This window comes from Bacillus sp. CGMCC 1.16607, from assembly GCF_042683745.1.
Taxonomy (GTDB): domain Bacteria; phylum Bacillota; class Bacilli; order Bacillales; family Cytobacillaceae; genus Pseudoneobacillus.
Genome location: NZ_JBHUJX010000029.1, coordinates 36,738 through 55,972 on the forward strand (window position 1 = coordinate 36,738; position 19,235 = coordinate 55,972).

General features: G+C 35.8%; 16 protein-coding genes. 15 read left to right on the forward strand and 1 reads right to left on the reverse strand.

What is annotated here, in order from left to right; translation table 11 throughout:
* Nucleotides 1–439 precede the first annotated feature (439 nt).
* From ACFSO7_RS22135 to ACFSO7_RS22175, 9 genes are all read left to right on the forward strand, one after another.
* Complete coding sequence (locus ACFSO7_RS22135) at nt 440–1,366, forward strand: COX15/CtaA family protein (protein ID WP_377879613.1); 927 nt, start codon at nt 440–442, stop codon at nt 1,364–1,366.
* 215 nt (nt 1,367–1,581) lie between these two features.
* On the forward strand, nt 1,582–2,544 hold the full coding sequence (locus tag ACFSO7_RS22140; protein ID WP_377879614.1) for an HD domain-containing phosphohydrolase: 963 nt from the start codon (nt 1,582–1,584) through the stop codon (nt 2,542–2,544).
* On the forward strand, nt 2,541–2,861 hold the full coding sequence (locus tag ACFSO7_RS22145; protein ID WP_377879615.1) for an 8-amino-7-oxononanoate synthase: 321 nt from the start codon (nt 2,541–2,543) through the stop codon (nt 2,859–2,861). Before ACFSO7_RS22140 ends, ACFSO7_RS22145 begins: the two co-directional genes overlap by 4 nt.
* A gap of 277 nt (nt 2,862–3,138) precedes the next feature.
* Nucleotides 3,139–4,869, forward strand: a complete 1,731-nt coding sequence (locus ACFSO7_RS22150) for a sensor histidine kinase (RefSeq protein ID WP_377879616.1) — start codon at nt 3,139–3,141, stop codon at nt 4,867–4,869.
* Nucleotides 4,832–5,608 (forward strand): response regulator transcription factor, encoded by a 777-nt coding sequence (locus ACFSO7_RS22155; RefSeq protein ID WP_377879617.1) that lies wholly within the window; start codon nt 4,832–4,834, stop codon nt 5,606–5,608. Before ACFSO7_RS22150 ends, ACFSO7_RS22155 begins: the two co-directional genes overlap by 38 nt.
* Nucleotides 5,609–5,760: 152 nt before the next feature.
* Nucleotides 5,761–7,017, forward strand: a complete 1,257-nt coding sequence (locus ACFSO7_RS22160; RefSeq protein WP_377879618.1) for an ABC transporter substrate-binding protein — start codon at nt 5,761–5,763, stop codon at nt 7,015–7,017.
* A 19-nt stretch (nt 7,018–7,036) separates the two neighbouring features.
* Nucleotides 7,037–7,984: a carbohydrate ABC transporter permease gene (locus ACFSO7_RS22165; protein ID WP_377879620.1), complete on the forward strand. Its 948-nt coding sequence runs from the start codon at nt 7,037–7,039 to the stop codon at nt 7,982–7,984.
* A 15-nt stretch (nt 7,985–7,999) separates the two neighbouring features.
* Nucleotides 8,000–8,827, forward strand: coding sequence for a carbohydrate ABC transporter permease (locus tag ACFSO7_RS22170; protein ID WP_377879621.1), 828 nt, complete (start codon nt 8,000–8,002; stop codon nt 8,825–8,827).
* A 55-nt stretch (nt 8,828–8,882) separates the two neighbouring features.
* The gene (locus ACFSO7_RS22175; protein WP_377879622.1) at nt 8,883–10,586 is read left to right on the forward strand and encodes an amylo-alpha-1,6-glucosidase; all 1,704 of its coding nucleotides are present in this window, start codon (nt 8,883–8,885) and stop codon (nt 10,584–10,586) included.
* 57 nt (nt 10,587–10,643) lie between these two features.
* Here ACFSO7_RS22175 and ACFSO7_RS22180 read toward each other — a convergent pair whose 3' ends face one another.
* On the reverse strand, nt 10,644–11,846 hold the full coding sequence (locus tag ACFSO7_RS22180; RefSeq protein WP_377879623.1) for an ROK family protein: 1,203 nt from the start codon (nt 11,844–11,846) through the stop codon (nt 10,644–10,646).
* A 142-nt stretch (nt 11,847–11,988) separates the two neighbouring features.
* Between ACFSO7_RS22180 and ACFSO7_RS22185 the strand changes: the two genes are divergently transcribed.
* The 6 genes from ACFSO7_RS22185 to gcvPA all read left to right on the forward strand — a co-directional run bounded on the left by ACFSO7_RS22185 (nt 11,989) and on the right by gcvPA (nt 19,221).
* Nucleotides 11,989–13,065, forward strand: a complete 1,077-nt coding sequence (locus ACFSO7_RS22185; protein ID WP_377879624.1) for a M24 family metallopeptidase — start codon at nt 11,989–11,991, stop codon at nt 13,063–13,065.
* Between the two features lie 123 nt (nt 13,066–13,188).
* Complete coding sequence (locus tag ACFSO7_RS22190; protein WP_377879625.1) at nt 13,189–14,355, forward strand: galactokinase; 1,167 nt, start codon at nt 13,189–13,191, stop codon at nt 14,353–14,355.
* A gap of 11 nt (nt 14,356–14,366) precedes the next feature.
* On the forward strand, nt 14,367–15,356 hold the full coding sequence (galE, locus tag ACFSO7_RS22195) for a UDP-glucose 4-epimerase GalE (RefSeq protein WP_377879626.1): 990 nt from the start codon (nt 14,367–14,369) through the stop codon (nt 15,354–15,356).
* 54 nt (nt 15,357–15,410) lie between these two features.
* The gene (galT, locus tag ACFSO7_RS22200) at nt 15,411–16,958 is read left to right on the forward strand and encodes a UDP-glucose--hexose-1-phosphate uridylyltransferase (protein ID WP_377879627.1); all 1,548 of its coding nucleotides are present in this window, start codon (nt 15,411–15,413) and stop codon (nt 16,956–16,958) included.
* A 60-nt stretch (nt 16,959–17,018) separates the two neighbouring features.
* Nucleotides 17,019–17,795 (forward strand): SDR family NAD(P)-dependent oxidoreductase, encoded by a 777-nt coding sequence (locus tag ACFSO7_RS22205; protein ID WP_377879654.1) that lies wholly within the window; start codon nt 17,019–17,021, stop codon nt 17,793–17,795.
* Nucleotides 17,796–17,835: 40 nt separating this feature from the next.
* On the forward strand, nt 17,836–19,221 hold the full coding sequence (gcvPA, locus tag ACFSO7_RS22210) for an aminomethyl-transferring glycine dehydrogenase subunit GcvPA (protein WP_377879628.1): 1,386 nt from the start codon (nt 17,836–17,838) through the stop codon (nt 19,219–19,221).
* Nucleotides 19,222–19,235: the final 14 nt, after the last annotated feature.

A 19,235-nucleotide genomic window follows, 5' to 3' on the forward strand; every position in this document is an offset into this window, starting at 1 on the left:
GCCCCGACGAACAGGAAGTTCTAGTGTCGACAATGCGACAGGACGCCCGAGTTCTTGTCGACCTCGAGGTCAAATGTTCGCCACCCATAAAGTCAAAGAACGACTTTCTGGGTGGGCAAGCTTTGCTTGGCAAACCAAAGAACGGTTTGCATAAGTGCGACTAGGTCTCTGCCTTCGCTACTCTCGCCAATCTACCAGTCTTCTTTATCGGGGCTAATCAAGGCGCTTCCGCTTTTAAAATTAGGTAATTCCCCTATAAGGTATGTATTTTTACACGGAGTGACTGTAACAAATGCCTATTATTGATGAAAAAGCCTTTGGGTTTTGCTGGAATTTTCTAATTAAATACGATTTGTGATTCAAATCACCGTAATATTTTCCAGCTTCCGATAAACTTATTTTTAAATTCAAAATATTCAAGCGTAGGGAGGGATATGCTTTGGCAATAAGACGGTTGGCATTTTTATCTATTATTGTTACTTATCTATTAATTGTCTTTGGAGGATATGTTGCATCATCCAATTCAGGAATGGGGTGTGGTCCTGAATGGCCATTATGCAATGGTTCAGTGATACCGATTTTAAAGGGGACGACTCTTGTAGAGTTTACACATCGAGTGATAGGCGCCATTCTTGGAATCATGACTGTTATTTTATTTTTCAAGATTGTGAGGGCAAAGGTAGATTCGAATGTTCGTAGAACAGCTTGGGGAATGCTGTTTCTTCTAATTATACAAGTCCTATTAGGGGCAGTAGTTGTTATAAAAGATTTACCGGCTATCGTAGTCACAATTCATTTATTAATTGCTATGCTGTATTTATTTAGCCTAGTATGGATTTGGAGGAATTCTGTACAAGAGGTCAAACATGTATATAGTCCTATCAATGATTATTCACAAAAATTAATCAATCGCCACCTAAATATCTTAATGATTCTGCTGATTTTGACCTTAGGCTTCGGTGCATATATTAAGCATCAGTCATATGGATTAGCATGTGAGTGGTTAAATTGTAGGGATTCACTTATTCCAGTTACAACTCCAGAGATTCTTCAAACCCTTCATCGATTCTTAGCAATTGTTTCAACTGTTTATATACTTCTTCTTACTTATAAAGCAATCACGAAAAAATGGGGAGCTAGTTTACAAAAGAGATTGGCAATCGTTACGTTGCTAACGATTTTTCAATTATTAATTGGTGTCTTAACGATTAAAACCTCTTTAAATATTCCTTGGGCTGTACTACATTTAGCTATAGGAACAGCAGTATTCGTATTTGTAGGTGAATCTAAAGTATATTTAGGTAGTATAACAATAAAAACAAAGCTAAAGGTCAGTCAGACAAGTCAACACCAAAGTTTAGAGTAGAATATTTTATCATTCTACATAGAAATACAAAATTTCTAAATATTTATAAAATTTATCTAGAAATTTATCACTATTTTTCCTAAAATGTAAGTATTAGCAATAAAATATAGGAAATAGAATGAATATTCATTGAATTTTCCGGATTTTGGCAAATGCTGTTATTACTAGATTTTTATAAAATAAATGCCTATACTACTAAATGAGAGATACTACGTGTGAAGGTAGCACAAAGATCAAGACATCAGAAAGAAGGTAGTGTAGTGGGCTTTATAAATGAAAAGAGTTTCATAGAAACAGTCCACATGAAAGGGCTGCAGATTTCCCTTATTGCATCAGGTGATGGTACAGAAATTATTTATCATAAATTGGACCCAGATACTAGATGGTGTTTAGAGCCTTCAGAAGGATGGGACGCTTTAGAATATTTACATGTTTTGTCTGGGGAGTTAAAGCTACAAACAGACGCTGGCTTTGAGCCTATCAAAGCGGGAGATTCCTTTTATAAAGTTCCAGTCTCTGAGTACCATATTTTTCAGGCGAAAGGAACTACTGAATTTCTATATGTGACTTCGCAGCCTATTTTTCATCATTATAGTAAAATCACAAAAGAATTTATGGATTTAGCTGTTTCCATTGAGGAAAAAGATGGCTATACCGTTGATCATTGTCATAGAATCAATCGATTATCTATGTTAGTTGGAGAAACGCTAGGCCTAAAAACAAAGCAAATCCTTAGATTAAACATTGCTTCATTTTTACATGATGTGGGTAAATTAAAAATTCCTTTAGAAATCCTTCTGAAGCCAGGAAAATTGACCTCTGAAGAATGGGAAATCATGAAACAGCACTCCACATATGGTAGAGAAATATTAGAAGAGACAAATCTCCCGTTACTAAGGAACGCAGGGATTGTGGTCGAACAACACCATGAAAGATATGATGGTAAAGGCTATCCGAAAGGGTTAAAAGGTGAGGAAATTTCTATTGAAGCTGCGATTATTTCAGTTGTTGACTCATTCGATGCAATGACTACAGATCGAGTTTATAAAAAGGGTATGACAAGGGATGAAGCATTTGATGAACTTTTACGTTGTAAAGGTACGATGTATCATCCAGACATTGTTGATGTTTTTTTAACATTAAAAGATAAAATAATAAATGAGGGGGAAAAGAAATGAAAAAGTTAAGCTTATTATTAATGGCTTTACTAGTTAGTTTTGTAATTTCTGTTAAACCTGCTGAAGCTGCTTATTTATCTGAGTATGATCAGTATGTTGAAGTCTCTTACGATGAGGCAAGATTAGCTGCAGACTTACTAGGGTTAAAGGGAATTCCTTTAGGAGAGGAAACAGCAAAACTATCTTTCGAAATGCAAGAAAAATTGATTGCTAAATTAGAAAAGATATTGAAGAAAGACATTGATCATTATTATATATGGTTAACTGTAGATGGAGAGAAAGTATTAGGTATCGATCCTCCAGTGCCAATGTATTAATAATTCTTTATTTATAACTATTTTAGGCTGACTCTAAAGCTAAAAGCTTTTTTAGGGTCAGCCTTTTATTTTTAATTTTTTATATGAATCTTGTCCAGAATGATCCGTGAAAGAGTGTTCGTGCATTAGATTAGTAAGCTTTAAATTAGTCAATATTACACTTTGTTACCATCTTTAAAGAAGGGTTTTAATAGTGATATGGAGAAAGATATGAATATTATTTAAAGCTCTGCCTATAAGTAAAAAACTACTAATCTTTCTCAAAGGATCGTGGCTAATGAAAATTTTTTTAAGAAGTATTTCTAATACCTTTCAACTGAATACTCAAAAAAAGCTATTAGTTATGTTTTTGTTGGTAGCGTTAATTCCTTTACTAACATTGGGACTAATCTCTTATTACCAATCATCGAAAGTAGTGAAAGAGCAATTAAGAAACTATAATCAGTTTGCCGGTGAAAAGATTCAAAAGGAACTAGATCGAATTATTGGAGATATGTATTTTAGTGTTGCATCGATTCAGCAATATATAACCGACCAAGCCTCAATCGAATTAAGTGACCAGCGACCTAAAACATACTCTGATTTTAAGGAAGAGATAAATTTGGAGAGGTTAATCCAAACGCATCAAAAGGTAGATGTGGAAGGGATATATTTGCTTACAGAGTCTGGATATTATTATGGAGATAGAAATCTGAAATACGAGGAAATAGAAAAAATTGAGATTTTAAAAAAAGCACGCAGAAAGAAAAATTCCGAGATAGGGATCTATACCCCTATGCATTATAAATATAATAATCCAAATAAAGTGATTGGACTTGCTGTCCCACTTCCAATTTCATATGGAGTATTAAAAAATAGCTTTATCTTAATTGAAACAGATGTCGATGATTTATTTAAAATGATAAAGGTTTTAGAAGATGATTTAAATTCCAGAATTTCAATTTATAATCAGTCGGGGGAATATTTGTATCGAACGATTAGTAACGATAAAGATTTAGATAACGATATCGTTTGGACGGAGTCTACTAAAACAAACAATTGGACAATTCAATTTAGGATCCCTCATGGCGAGTTTTATAAGTCAACTAGAGTGATATTAAAGGTCGTAACAATTGGCATGGTTATAGCTGTTTTACTAGCGATGGTTTTATCTTATTTATTTTCAAAACAATTCTCAGGAAAAATATTAAAACTAAAGTTTGCCATTGATGAAGTTAGCAACGGTATATTTGAGACAAAGCTACCGACTAAAACAAAAGATGAAATCGGAAGACTGAGTCATCATTTTAATAGAATGGTATACAAAATAAAGCAGCTGATGGAGGAAATCAAGGAAACAGAGGAAGTAAAGAGAGAAGCCGAGTTAAAAGCTGTTCATTATCAAATTAATCCCCATTTATTATTTAATACACTAAATACCATTCAATGGAAGGCTCGTTTGGATGGCAATCACGAAATTAGTAAGATGCTATATCACTTAACGAAGGTTCTACAAGGTAATTTAAATTTTACGATTGGGCTTATACCTCTTAAAGAGGAACTGGAAGCCATTCACCATTTTTTAGTCATTCAGGAACTTCGTTACGGACCAAATTTTACTTTTCATATGGAGATGGAGAAAAAACTTGAACAGGCATTAATTCCAAGAATGACTCTTCAACCGATGCTAGAGAATATCTTTTTTCATGCATTTGAAGATGGTATAGGTGAAATTCACCTTGAGGTTATTGAGAAAAAAGATTGTTTTGAGCTTATTTTAAAGGACAATGGTAAAGGAATGTCACCATCTAAACTAGATTCTTTATTTTCAGTTCCAACTTCTCAATCGAATGATAGAGGGATTGGAATGTATAATGTACAACAAAAGTTTTATATCCATTTCGGGAAAAACCATAGGATTGTTGCTGACTCGATTGAAGGAAAAGGAACGATATTTTCGATTTATTGGCCAATAAGGTGGGTGGAAAAGAGTGACGAAAGCTTCGAATATAAAAGTGTTAATAGTTGATGATGAAACAATCGTACGTAAAGGATTAATCGCAACGGTGGATTGGAAGAAGTATGGCATGGAAGTGATTGCTGACGCTGCTAACGGAAATCGGGGCTGGGAGGAATTTATTAAGTATCAACCTGAAATTGTCATTACCGATATTGTCATGCCTGAGGAAAATGGACTTGAATTGGCAAGGAAAATAAAAGAAAAATATCCTAAAACGAAAATATTGCTATTAAGTTGTCATAAAGACTTTGAGTATGCACAAGAAGGCTTGAAAATTGGAGCATCAGGCTATCTTTTAAAAACATCATTTGAAGATAAAGAGTTAGATCATTTTCTATCTACATTTAAGGATGAATTCCATCAGCAAAGTCTTATGAAACCGGTTGTAGGTCTTCATCATCTAAAAGATGATATCCCAGACTGTCCAGAGATTGTCTTCACCGTAATGGAATATGTGATAAACCATTTATCTGAACCTATTTCTGTTAATGGAATTGCAGATTTTGTTGGAGTTAGCCGAAGCCATTTAAGTACGTTATTTAAAAAGAAAACGGGCATCAGTATCCACTCATTTATTGAGAAAAAGAGAATAGAGTTATCAGAACAGCTTCTAAAATCCTCCTCGTTAACGATACAGGAAATTGCAGATAAGGTTGGGATTCAAGATGCAAAATATTTTAGTAGATGGTATAAAAAATGTACCGGTAATCCCCCTTCTAAATACCGCACAAAACAAAAGTACACCTAAATCATACAAATTGGCAGGTATAAAATAAATAAAAGATAAATGTCCACTTTTAATCAAACATATAGATGTGTTTAACCGCTTTCAAGAAAGATATAATGAAAGCGGTTATATTTTTCTGAATATTTAGTATATAAAAGGGGGATTAGAATTATATGAAAAGAAATAAGTGGTGGCTTTTATTGATGGCTCTCGTTTTACTTTTGGTTACAGCTTGTAGCTCAGAAGGTGCTTCAGGAGAAAAGGATAAAAAGGATGGCAAAAAAGTTATCCGTTTCGCAACTTGGGATTCTGGAGATACATTAAAGATTCAACAAGACATAGCTAAGGAATTTGAAAAGGCCAATTCTAATGTAAAAGTACAGGTAGAAGCTTATGGAGATGGATTTGATCAAAAGATTGCTGCTTCTTTTGGAGCAAAAAATCCGCCAGATGTTATGTATATGTGGGATTTTTCAACCTATCATCAGTCATTAGAGCCTTTAAAATCATTTGTGGAAAAAGATGATGAAATAAAAATGGATGATTTCTATGAAGGTCTCTTTAATTACTCGAGTGTGAATGGAGAAATTTACGGCATGCCAGCTGGTTTTACCACGATGGTAGTCTATTACAATAAAAAGCTATTTGATCAATATAAAATTCCGTACCCATCGGATGATTGGACATGGGATGACTTTAAGAAGATTGCCAAAACATTATCCGATAAAGGGAAGAAACAATACGGATTTGGAGTAACTTCAGAGCCCGACACGTACGATTTACAAGGGTTAATTTGGAGCAATGGCGGAAGTTTTGTTAGTGAAGATGGTAAACAAATTGATGGTTATATGAACAGTCCAGAGACGATTAGTGCGGTTCAAATGTACGGTGATATGGTGAAGGAAGGAATCGCTGTTTTAGTAGGGGGTAAAAGTCAACAAAGTGGAAGCGATATCTTTAAAGCGGGGAAATTAGGGATGTATATTAGTGGGATTTGGCCATTGGAAGGTTTTAAAGAGGCTGGAATTGATGTAGGGACGGCCGTTATGCCTGCATTTGGTTCTAAACCAGTAAAAGGACTGATTGCATCCTCCGCCGTTTCCATTGCGAAGGATTCTAAACAAAAAGATTTAGCTTGGGAATTTGTAAAATTTTATTCTTCTGAACAAGCGATCAAGATGAGAACAGCTGACCTTCCAGTAAGAAAAAGTGTTGCAGAAGCGACAAAAGTTACAGAAGATGAGCTGTATAAGCCATTTTATACAATGCTTGAAAATTCATCTAATACACCTGCATTTCTTTTAAACCCGAATTGGAACGAGATCAATCGTAACCTATCTGCTGCCATAAATGCTGTTATGCTTGGAAAAGATGCAGAGGAATTATTAAATAAAGCAGTGAAGGATTCTGAGAAATATGTAGGAAATTAAGCTGTCTAGGAGGATTTGAATGAAGCCGAATATAAGTTTCAATAAAGTAAATCCCTCTATACAGGTTAAAAAGAAAAAGCAATGGGGCAATCTTGCCCCTTATTTTTTCATATCACCTTGGATTGCTGGGTTTTTACTATTCACACTGGGACCATTATTTTTTTCACTTGTAATTAGCTTTTTTGAATGGCCGATTGTAGGAGAAAAAAGGTTTATTGGATTTGAAAACTACATTGTGATGTTCACAGATGATCCGTTATTTTGGCATTCACTATGGGTAACGGTAAAATTTGCTATGCTATTTGTTCCGCTTAATATTATTGTGTCTCTTCTACTAGCCATGCTGTTAAATAAAAAATTAAAAGGAAGTTCCTTTTTTAGAACCTTTTTCTACGTTCCTTCGGTTATTTCCGGAGTTGCATTAGCGATGATTTGGGGTTGGGTATATAACGGCGAGTATGGGCTTTTAAATCATTTACTGTCATTAGTTGGAATTCAGGGGCCTGATTGGCTAAATCAACAGGGCTGGGCACTCATTGCGATGGTTATAGCCAGTCTGTGGGGCCAAGGAACGATGATGCTCATATTTTTAGCAGGACTGAAAAATATCCCTCAAGAATTATATGAAGCTGCCGAAATTGATGGAGCAGGTAAATTGTATAGTTTTTTTAAAATCACTTTACCACTTTTAACACCAACTTTGTTATTTAATTTAATCACCACGATTATTAGTGCTTTTCAACAATTGACTTTAGCTTTAGTACTGACAGGTGGAGGGCCGCTTCAGTCCACCTACTTTTATGCGATGTATGTTTATGAAAATGCATTTAAGTATTTTAAAATGGGTTATTCCTCCGCAAATGCCTGGATTATGTTTTTAATCATTCTATGTTTGACTTTACTTGTTTTTAAATCTTCATCCGCCTGGGTGTTTTATGAAAATGAAGTGAAGAATGAAAAATCTTAAGATGGAGGTGTTAGGATGAGGTTAAAAAACAGGCTAAGTAATGGGACTATCTATATCATTTTGATCTTTTTATCACTACTATTCTTAGCGCCATTCCTTTTGATGATTACGACATCAATGAAATCACCTGACGAATTATATCTTTTTCCACCTAAATGGCTTCCTTCCACATGGCATTTTGAAAACTTTGCGAAATCATGGAATAGCCAGCCTTTTAATACTTTTTTAGTAAATAGTGTGATTGTAACGACCTTGACAACAATCGGTCAAATTATTTCTTCCACTTTAGTTGCATATGGCTTTGCAAGATTTAAATTTAAAGGTAGAGATTTTCTATTTATTGTTCTTCTAGCTACGATGATGATTCCATGGGAAGTAACAATGATTCCTCAATATATGGAATTTAATTTCCTTGGGTGGATTAATACATTAAAGCCATTGATTGTACCATCTTGGTTTGGGTCAGCATTCTACATATTTTTGTTGCGACAATTTATTATGTCTATTCCAAAAGAACTGGATGAGGCAGCAAGAATGGACGGAGCTAATTCTTTTCAAATTTATTATCGAATCCATTTACCGTTAATGTGGCCGATTATCGTTTTAATCGCAGTGTTTAACTTTTTATCGAGTTGGAATGATTATTTAGGACCATTAATTTTCCTTAATGATCAAAGTAAGTATACATTAACACTAGGTTTAGCCCAATTTAAAGGGATGTATGATGTAGATATGGAAGGAATAATGGCTGTTACATTCCTGATTAGTTTACCGCCGCTACTATTATTTTTCCTTGCCCAAAAGTATATTGTAAATGGAGTGTCTTCGAGCGGTATCAAATAATGAGGGTGGATGAATTTCGGTTCATCCATTCTGTAGTTTTAGGGAGGAGTTATAGATGAAAATAGAGGAAATGAAAATTCCGTTTAGTCGATATGGATCTTATTTCGTTATTTCCCCCATTTATTTTGGGGACTACGATCGAAAAGCATTGTACATTCGAATGATTAGGGGAGGAGATGAAAAAAGCGGTGCTATTTTTAAAATCAATTTAGTCAATGATGAACTGATTGAGCAAGATTATGAGGTAGAATTCTCTCCTCATTTACTGAGACTTGTTGCAAAAGAAGGAACATTGGAATGCTGCTTTAGCTCAGACCGCACGATCCGAATGAAGGGGGATGGAATCGGACTTCGGTTAACAGCATTAACAGGATCATATGATTATGCATTGGCTTGCCCGGACCATACTTGGGAGATTAATAGTTTTAAACAGAAACGGAGATTTCGCATTATCCCTATAGAGGGAAGTGTAGAGGTTCAAGCCCCTTTTGAAGTGGATAAAAGTAAATTTATTCACATTAATTGCCGTCCTATTGACTCAAATGGAACCTTTGAAACGGCCATCTCAGACTATCATATTACATATGAAAAAGATGCATGCCTAGGAATGAGCTTTTTAGAATCTGTCAATGGTGTAGAAGAAGAGTTCAGAAACTGGAAAGAGAATACGTTGAAGGTGCCTGATAAATTTCAAAATGGTTGGGAAATGGCTTCCTATATTACATGGTCTTCTGTCGTAAAAGCAGAAGGATTATTATCACGTCCGGCTATGTATATGTCTAAAAATTGGATGACAAATATATGGAGCTGGGATCACTGCTTTAATGCGATGGCCTTAATTAAGCATAATCCAGAGTTGGCATGGGATCAATTTTGTATTTTTTTTGACAGGCAGGATGAAAGTGGAGCGTTACCAGATTTTCTTAATGATCAATCCTCATTGTGGAATTGTTGTAAGCCACCGATCCATGGTTGGACGTTAAAATGGATGTTGGATCGCTCAGATTTTATTTCAGATGATAAATTAAGAGAAATTTATGAACCTTTAGTACGATGGACGAACTGGTGGTTTAATTATAGAGATGATGACAGGGATGGGATACCACAATATAATCATGGCAATGATAGCGGTTGGGATAATAGCACCGTTTTTTCAAAGGGAATTCCTGTTGAAACCCCAGATTTGACTGCTTTTTTGATTATTCAAATGGATGTACTAGCAACAATTGCCCAACGAATTGGGAAAACGGAAGAAGCGAGAGCCTGGAAACAAAGGGCAGATGATATATTCAATAAGATGGAGGATCACTTTTGGACAGAAACAGGATTTCAGGCTTGTTTGTCAGGCTCCCATCAACTAATCTCGTCTCAAAGCTTGATTTTGTTTATTCCGCTTATTTTAGGTGATAGATTATCTGAAAATCAAAGAGAAGTATTATTAAATCGTCTAATTCATCAACATCAATTCGAAACAGACCATGGATTTGCTACTGAAAGTATAGATAGTCCTTATTATCGTCAAGATGGTTATTGGCGTGGTCCGATATGGGCACCTTCAACTATGCTAATAGTGGATGGTTTACAGGCAGTAGGTGAAAGAGATCTTGCAAGGAAAATAGCTGGAAAATACTGTGCGATGGCTAATCAATCTGGTATGGCTGAAAATTTCAATGCATTAACAGGGGAGGGTCTCCGAGACCCTGCGTTTACTTGGACATCCAGTGTCTTTCTTATTCTAGCTAATGAACTAGGGAAATAAACAATATTAGTTATTGAAATAAAAAGAAGCTCCAGTCCTTTTTGAACTGGAGCATTCTTATTCAACCTGATCTATAGAAAATAACTCAACTAACACTAAAGCAGCAGCTCCAATGGCAGCAGAATATTCTCCAAGCTTGGAAATAACAATTTCAGTTGATTTTGCATTAAGTGTTAATGCTCGACCAGCAACCGTATCTTTTATTCCTTTTAAGATATAGTCACCCGCATTTGAGACACCACCGGTTATGATGATTTTTGTAGGATTTAATAAATGTATTAAGTTTGTAATACCAATCCCTAAATAAATTCCAGTATTGTGTAAAAGTTCAATGCTTAATAAATCCCCTTTGCATGCTGCCTCATAGATCGTTTTTGCTTCAATTCCGTTCACCATTTCATGTAAAAAACTATTTTTCCCCATCGCTAATTCTTTTAAGGCTCTTTCTTTAATGGCAACTCCGGAGGCTAAAGTTTGTAAGCATCCAAAATTACCGCAAGTACATTTGTTTCCACTTAAATCAATGGACATATGACCGATTTCTCCAGCGAGATTATGCTCACCGTGAAGAAGGTTACCTTCTACTACAATTCCAGCACCAATCCCTTGTCCAACGTTTATAGTGACAATTGTTCCACTTTTGTTATGATCACTTGAAAACCAAGTTTCGCCAAGAGCCATTACACGGGCATCATTCTCGACTTTTACGGGTGCTTGGAAATGTTCCCCTAGTATCTCTTTGATAGGAATATCACGAAGTTGCAGGTCTGGAGCAAATAAACAATTTCCATGTTCTACATCGATCACACCATGCATCCCGATTCCTATTCCAATTAACTTTCTGTGGGGTTCCGCAAAATTTTCTAGCATAAAATGTATTTCAGCTATTAATAGGTCAAGAAGAATCTCATTTGTAATAGTTGATGGTAACTCCTTACTATGACTCGCTAACACATCTCCATTAATATTGGTCAGAACTATCCGTATTTTAACTGGCCCGATATCTAAACCAAGTACATAAAATCCATGCTCGTTAATGACAAGCATAGTAGGTTTACGTCCGCCACTTGATTCTCCTTGCTGACTTTCAATGACAAGTTCTTCTTCGATTAACTCTTTGACAATGCTACTGACAGTAGGAGGAGTGAGTTTCGTATCTTTCGCAATTTGAGCACGAGAAATCGAACCGCTCACGCGAATTTTATTTAAAATCATAGATTTGTTTAATGATTTCATCCATTGAAAACTACCTTTTTGCAATCGTACGACCTCCAATTAAACTACTTGAAAATATTTTACCTTATTTGACAAGAAATGTTGAAAAAAACATTCATTATATTATAACATAATTAATAAAATTAATTAATTAAGTGGAAATGAAAGGAAAATGAGTATGCAACCATTGCAAAAACTAAAAAATTATTTGCAGCAGAATGGCTATGATGGAATTCTTCTTCGCAAACGAAATAATTTTTCGTGGCTGACAGAGGGAAGAAAAAATCATATCGTCTTGTCTGATCCAAATGGAGTATCTGACTGGCTTATATTAAAGAAACAAAACTATTTAATTACAAACAAAATGGAAGAACGAAGAATAATAGAAGAGGAATGTAAGGATATTCGTTTTGACTTTCAAATTTATTCTTGCGAGTGGTATGAATCTACAAATGATTTGATTCATAAATTAACAGAAGGAAAGCGTATTGTCAGTGATACTATTTTTTCTGATTGGAAGGTAGTTGATCAAGATCTTTCGTTCATTCGTTCTTGTTTAAGTGAAAATGAGATTAAAAGTTATCGAGAGGTTTGTCAGTGTACAGCTAATATACTTGAACAAACAGGGAAAGAAATAAAGCCAGGGATGTCGGAATTGGAGATTTGCGGAAAATTAACTAAAAAGACAATTGAACATGACCTTGTCATTCACGTGGCATTAATTGCTACGGATGAACGTATTTATAACTATCGTCATCCTCTTCCAACTAATAAAAAACTCGATCAATATTTGATGATGGTCCTCTGTGCCGAACGAGAGGGACTAGTCGCAAATGCAACAAGATTTGTTCATTTCGGGAAACTTCCTAAAGAATTATTGATCAATAAGGAAAAGTTAGCAAGAATTGATGTAGCCATGAATGCTAACACTATTCCCGGTGCCAGCGTAGGTAATATTGTTAATAAAGGAATCGAGCATTACAGAGAAGCTGGTTATCCAGAGGATTGGAGATATCTCCATCAAGGTGGGTTAACGGGATTTGCCACTAGAGAATATCTCGCTAGTCCCTATTCTACTAGTAAGGTTTCTATTCATCAGGCATACGCATGGAATCCTGCTTTACCGGGCATCAAGTCAGAAGATACCATTCTTGTACATGAAAATAAAATTGAATTTATGACAACAACAAATAACTGGGACTATATCGATGTCGAATATGGTAATCAAACTTATTTGCGTCCAGATATTTTGATTCGCAAATGAGTGTAGGGGATAGGTGAATTCTGTTCGATTCAACTTATCTGTTGACAATTTTCAGAAAAGAATGTATTTTTTACTTAAGTTTATAAAGTAATTTAATTAACTAAGTGAGAAAGAGGAATTACAATGATAGAGGCTGTTCATCTATTTTATGAGAAGTTTGGGGATAAGGGTGAGCTTCATACTTTTTTTGCACCAGGAAGAGTAAATTTAATTGGCGAGCATACAGATTATAATGGAGGTTTTGTTTTTCCATGCGCTCTAAGTATAGGAACGTATGCTGTGGCTAGAAAACGATCTGATACGAAAATTAGAATGTATTCAAATAATTTTCCACATATAGGTGTGATAGAGTTTGAGGTAGGACAGCTGAAATTTGAAAGTATCCATGCATGGGCCAATTATCCAAAAGGTGTTATTTATGCATTTAAGCAATATCAGCAACAGATTAATCAAGGGTTCGATGTCGTATATGTAGGAAACATTCCAAACAACGCCGGGCTTTCTTCTTCTGCATCAATAGAGCTTGTAACGTCTGTTATGCTGAATGATCTTTTTCAATTGAATATGAATATGTTGAAAATGATTCAATTAAGCCAATGGGCAGAAAATCAGTTTGTTGGCGTTAATTGTGGAATTATGGATCAGTTTGCCATAGGTATGGGGAGAAAAAATCATGCCATTCTTTTAAACTGTCAATCTTTAGAATATACATACAGCCCTTTAAAGCTTGAAAATTTAACTCTTATCATTGCAAATACGAATAAGAGTAGAGGGCTAGCGGACTCAAAATATAATGATAGACGTTATCAATGTGAGCAAGCATTGAAGGATTTAAATCAAGCTCTGACAGCTCCAACACTTGGGAGTATATCAATTAGTGAATTTGAAAGTTTTAAGCATCTCATCGAAAACGATTTATACCGAAAACGGGCTAAACATGCAGTGTATGAAAATGAACGAACTAAGTTGGCTGTTCAAAAGCTTAATAATGGTGATATTGAGGGTTTTGGATTGTTAATGAATGAATCCCATATTTCCCTTCGAGATGATTATGAAGTTTCCGTTAAAGAATTAGATGTACTAGTAGAGGCTGCATGGGAGGAAGGGGCAATTGGGGCAAGAATGACAGGTGCTGGCTTCGGGGGCTGTACTGTTAATTTAATAGATAAACATCATATCGACTCATTTACACAGCATGTTGGCAAACGCTATAGCGGAAAAACTGGAAGACAAGCAAGCTTTTATATAGTTGACATAGGTGATGGAGCTAGGAAAATAAAGACTGATTAGGGGGACTAGACATGACCGTGTTAGTTGTAGGTGGGGCAGGATACATCGGAAGTCACGCTGTAAGACATCTTAGAGATCGTCATGAAGAGGTAGTTGTTATTGATAACTTAGAAACGGGTCATCAACAGGCTATTGCAAAGGAATGCACTTTCTATGAAGGGGATATAAAGAATCAAGAATTTTTACGAAAAGTATTTCAAAATCACAAATTTGATGCAGTTCTTCATTTTGCTGCCAACTCTCTAGTTGGCGAAAGTATGAGTGATCCTCTTAAATATTATGAAAACAACGTATACGGAACGATGTGCTTATTAAAAGTGATGGCACAGTTTTATGTCAATAAAATCGTGTTTTCCTCTACGGCAGCAGTTTATGGAGAGGTACAGGAGATGCCGATCCAAGAATCAGAAAGTACAAATCCTACAAATCCCTATGGTGAGACAAAGCTCGCTATTGAAAAAATGCTGCATTGGTGTGAAAAAGCTTACGGTATTCATTCGATGATTCTCCGATATTTCAATGTTGCTGGAGCACATCCAGATGGTACCATTGGTGAGGATCATCATCCTGAAACGCATTTAATTCCGCTTATTTTACAGGTTGCAAGTGGAAAAAGGGATAAGCTGTTAATTTACGGAGACGATTATGATACCCCTGATGGGACATGTATTCGGGATTATATCCATATAAACGATTTAGTAGAAGCACATATTTTAGCTTTAGTAAAACTAAGAAATGAGCATAGAAGTGCTATTTACAATTTAGGTAATGGAAACGGTTTCTCAGTAAAGGAAATTCTCGATGCAGCAATGAAAGTAACGAAAACTGAAATAAGAGCGGAGGTTACATCTAGACGCCTTGGCGATCCACCAATCCTTTTAGCATCCTCTCAAAAAGCACAAGCAGAATTAGGCTGGTCCCCTTCATATACTTCTGTAACAGAAATCATCGGAAGTGCATGGAACTGGATGCAGAAAAACCCTGATGGGTATAAACAATAATAAAATCTAAAGACCTGTCACTAACAATTCAGGTTCATAGGAAGGAGTATCCAAATGGACCAACATGTTTTTACCTATATACAGGAGCTATTGAATTATGGGCTGAAACGAAAATTGTTTGCTGTTGAGGATTGGGACTATGTTCGGAACCAACTTTTAAGTATTTTTGAATTAAACGAATGGAAAGAAGCATTACCTCAAATATCTTCGGAGAGACCCTTAATTAAAATATTGGATAGTCTATTACAATGGGCAGCAACAAGTGGACGACTTGAGGTCGATTCAATTACTTATCGTGATCTGCTTGATACAAAAATAATGGGAGTCTTAATGCCGAGACCCTCAGAGGTGGTTCGTACGTTTCAAGCTTTAGCTCAAAAGGAGAGCCCAGAAGCTGCCACCTCTTATCTATATCAGCTTTCACAGGATTCTAATTATATAAGAACTGACAGAATTAAAAAAAATGAGTATTGGACTACTCAGACGGAATATGGAGATTTGGAGATTACGATTAATTTATCCAAACCTGAGAAAGATCCATTAGTCATCTTAAAGGAATATCAAAATCAGAATATTACTTATCCGGAATGTTTACTTTGTAAAGAAAATATTGGTTATTTCGGAAGGTTTGATCACCCTGCAAGACAAACTCTACGGACAATTCCACTATGGTTGAATGAAGAAGAATGGTACTTACAGTATTCACCTTACATCTATTATAAAGAACATGCCATTGTGTTTTCAAAAGAGCATAAACCGATGTCGATTTCTCAGCATACATTTGATCGCTTATTAGATTTTACTAACCAATTTCCTCATTATTTCCTTGGGTCAAATGCAGATTTACCGATAGTAGGAGGATCGATTTTAAGTCACGACCATTTTCAAGGTGGGCATCATTCTTTCCCGATGGCAAAAGCGGAAGTAGAAGAAGAATTTCTATTTCAAGGTTTTGAAGAAGTTAAAGTAGGAATTGTTTGCTGGCCTATGTCGGTAATCCGATTAAAGGGAATGAATAAAAGACATGTTTCGCATTTAGGTGCGCATCTATTGAAGACTTGGAGACGGTATACAGATGATTCTGCTGGAATTTATGCCTATACCGAAGAGGAACCACATAATACGATTACTCCTATAGCCCGAAGAAGTGGTACAGCGTATGAGCTGGATATAGTACTTCGAAATAACCGTACGAATAAGACCCACCCATTAGGTATTTTTCATCCTCATGAAGATGTTCATCATATAAAGAAAGAAAATATTGGCTTAATTGAAGTGATGGGACTCGCGGTTCTCCCAGGCCGTTTAAAGGAAGAATTGGAGCTTATTTCTAATTGGTTAGTGGGAGACCATTCCTTAGAACAATTAATAAAAGATCCTCGAACAAATAAGCATGCTGAATGGGCATTAAGTATGAAGAACAAATATCCACGCATCCATAGTGAGAATGTACAACAATATGTACAAATTGAAGTAGGCAAAGTTTTTTCAAAGGTATTAGAGCATTCAGGTGTTTTTAAACGAGATCAAAAAGGAAGAGATGCGTTTAGAAGATTTATAGAATATGCGCAAAACACTTTATGTAAAAGTAATTCTTATTAAAGAGTTTTTCAATACTTTCTTAATTAAACTAAATTAGGATGTTTAGGGGGCTTCTAGATGTTGAATCAAGATTATTTTCAATTAAAGGATCAAGTATGTGTAATTACAGGTGGTGCTTCAGGAATCGGGTTTGCCACAGCATCACTTTTAGGAGAAGTAGGGGCAAAGGTAATTGTGTTAGATATTAATGAGGAAAATGGCCAGAAAGCAATTGAGGAATTAATAAACAATGGATATATGGCAGAGTTTGTACGTTGTGATGTGACAAATGCCAATGATTGTTTGGCTGTTAAAGAGTTCATTGAAAAACACTACGGTACAATTAACGTCCTTTTTAATAATGCCGGTGTAATAAAGAGAAAAACAGTGGTTGATTTAGAGGAGTCCGATTGGGATTTAGTCATAGATGTTTCATTAAAAGGTGTCTATTTGCTATCAAAATATTTAATTCCTCTTATGGCTAACGGAGGAGGTGGAAGTATCATCAATACAGGATCCGGTTGGGGAATTAAAGGTGGTGATCAAGCGGCAGCATATTGCGCAGCTAAGGCTGGAGTAGTCAATTTAACAAAAGCTATGGCTATCGATCATGGTCCACAAAATATCCGTGTTAATTGTATTTGTCCTGGTGATACAGATACTCCCCTTCTCAGAGATGAAGCAAAGCAACTAAATGTGAAAGAGGATGCTTTTTTAGCGTCATCGGCAGTTGGTCGACCTTTATCAAGAATTGGAACACCTCGAGATATTGCCAAAGGGGTATTATTTCTAGCCAGTGATTTATCGTCGTGGGTAACAGGAACTGAGTTAATTGTTGATGGTGGAGGGTTAGCTTAGTTTTTCAAAAAGAATTAACTAAACAAAGGAGGTTTATATTATGGCGCAAAAAGTACATCCATATATTCCGAATATGATTCCAGAAGTTCAAGAGGAAATGCTAAAGGTGATCGGCGTTAAATCGATCATGGAATTATATTCTTGTATTCCTGAGGAGCTTCAACTTAAAGAAGAGTTAAATATTCCGAAAGCCTTAACAGAATTTGAGCTTCGCCGTCATATTGAGGATACTCTCAACAAGAATATAAGTACAAGGGAATATATCAACTTTTTAGGTGCAGGGTGCTGGCAACATTTTGTCCCAGCTGTATGCGATGAAATTAATCAGCGCTCTGAATTTGTAACGGCTTATGCAGGTGAGCCTTATGAGGATCATGGACGTTTTCAAGCACTCTTTGAGTATCAAAGTTTACTAGCAGAATTAGTAGATATGGATGTTGTAAATGTACCAACCTTTGATTGGGGTCAAGCGGCAGCCACCTCTATTAGAATGGCTGCTCGAATCACTGGTAAAAAGAAAATATTATTAGCTAGAACCGTTGCACCTGAGCGCAGCAAAATCATTATCAATTATGGGTTACCGGATTTAGAATTTGAATTTGTCTCCTTTGATACAAAAAGAGGGGAAATCAATGTAGAGGATTTAAAAGCGAAATTAACTGAAGATGTAGCGGCATTCTACTTTGAAAATCCATCCTATCTAGGTTTTATAGAGTCACAGGGACAACAAATTGCTAAGCTACTTAAAAATAACAAGTCTCTAATGGTGGTAGGAGTAGATCCGATCTCACTTGGGGTGTTAGCGCCACCAAGTCATTATGGAGCAGACATTGTTTGCGGAGATTTACAGCCACTAGGCATGCATATGAATTTTAGCGGGGGACAATCTGGTTTCATTGCCACCCATGATGATCCAACATTCGTTAATGAATACCCTTCACGCTTATTTGGTATCATTCCGACTGTAAAAGAAGGAGAATATGGCTTTGGTGATGTAGCATATGACAGAACCTCATTTGCTCATCGTGAAAAAGGAAAGGAATCGGTTGGGACACAAACAGCTTTATGGGGAATTACAGCAGGAGTTTATTTAGCTCTACTTGGTCCACATGGAATGCAAGAGGTTGGGCAAACGATTATGCAAAATAGTCAATATGCTGTTGGGCAAATAAATCAAATTTCTGGTGTAAAGGGCTCTCATTTTCAATCGCCCTTTTTTAAAGAATTTATCGTAGATTTTAATCAAACGGGTAAGACAGTCGAACAGATCAATCAACAGCTTTTAGATTATAAAATTTTTGGTGGTAAAGACCTTTCAAAAGAGTTTCCAGAGCTTGGTCAGGCAGCTCTCTTTTGTGTAACGGAAGTGCATACGAAAGAGGATATCGACGAACTCGTTCAATCCCTAAAAGACATTATTAAATAATTGAAAAAGAAAGG

Coding starts and splice junctions, on each gene's coding strand:
- ACFSO7_RS22145 (WP_377879615.1), top strand. CDS start 2,541: ATGAAAAAGTTAAGCTTATTATTAATGGCTTTACTAGTTAGTTTTGTA.
- ACFSO7_RS22150 (WP_377879616.1), top strand. CDS start 3,139: ATGAAAATTTTTTTAAGAAGTATTTCTAATACCTTTCAACTGAATACT.
- ACFSO7_RS22160 (WP_377879618.1), top strand. CDS start 5,761: ATGAAAAGAAATAAGTGGTGGCTTTTATTGATGGCTCTCGTTTTACTT.
- ACFSO7_RS22165 (WP_377879620.1), top strand. CDS start 7,037: ATGAAGCCGAATATAAGTTTCAATAAAGTAAATCCCTCTATACAGGTT.
- ACFSO7_RS22170 (WP_377879621.1), top strand. CDS start 8,000: ATGAGGTTAAAAAACAGGCTAAGTAATGGGACTATCTATATCATTTTG.
- ACFSO7_RS22175 (WP_377879622.1), top strand. CDS start 8,883: ATGAAAATAGAGGAAATGAAAATTCCGTTTAGTCGATATGGATCTTAT.
- ACFSO7_RS22190 (WP_377879625.1), top strand. CDS start 13,189: ATGATAGAGGCTGTTCATCTATTTTATGAGAAGTTTGGGGATAAGGGT.
- galE (WP_377879626.1), top strand. CDS start 14,367: ATGACCGTGTTAGTTGTAGGTGGGGCAGGATACATCGGAAGTCACGCT.
- galT (WP_377879627.1), top strand. CDS start 15,411: ATGGACCAACATGTTTTTACCTATATACAGGAGCTATTGAATTATGGG.
- gcvPA (WP_377879628.1), top strand. CDS start 17,836: ATGGCGCAAAAAGTACATCCATATATTCCGAATATGATTCCAGAAGTT.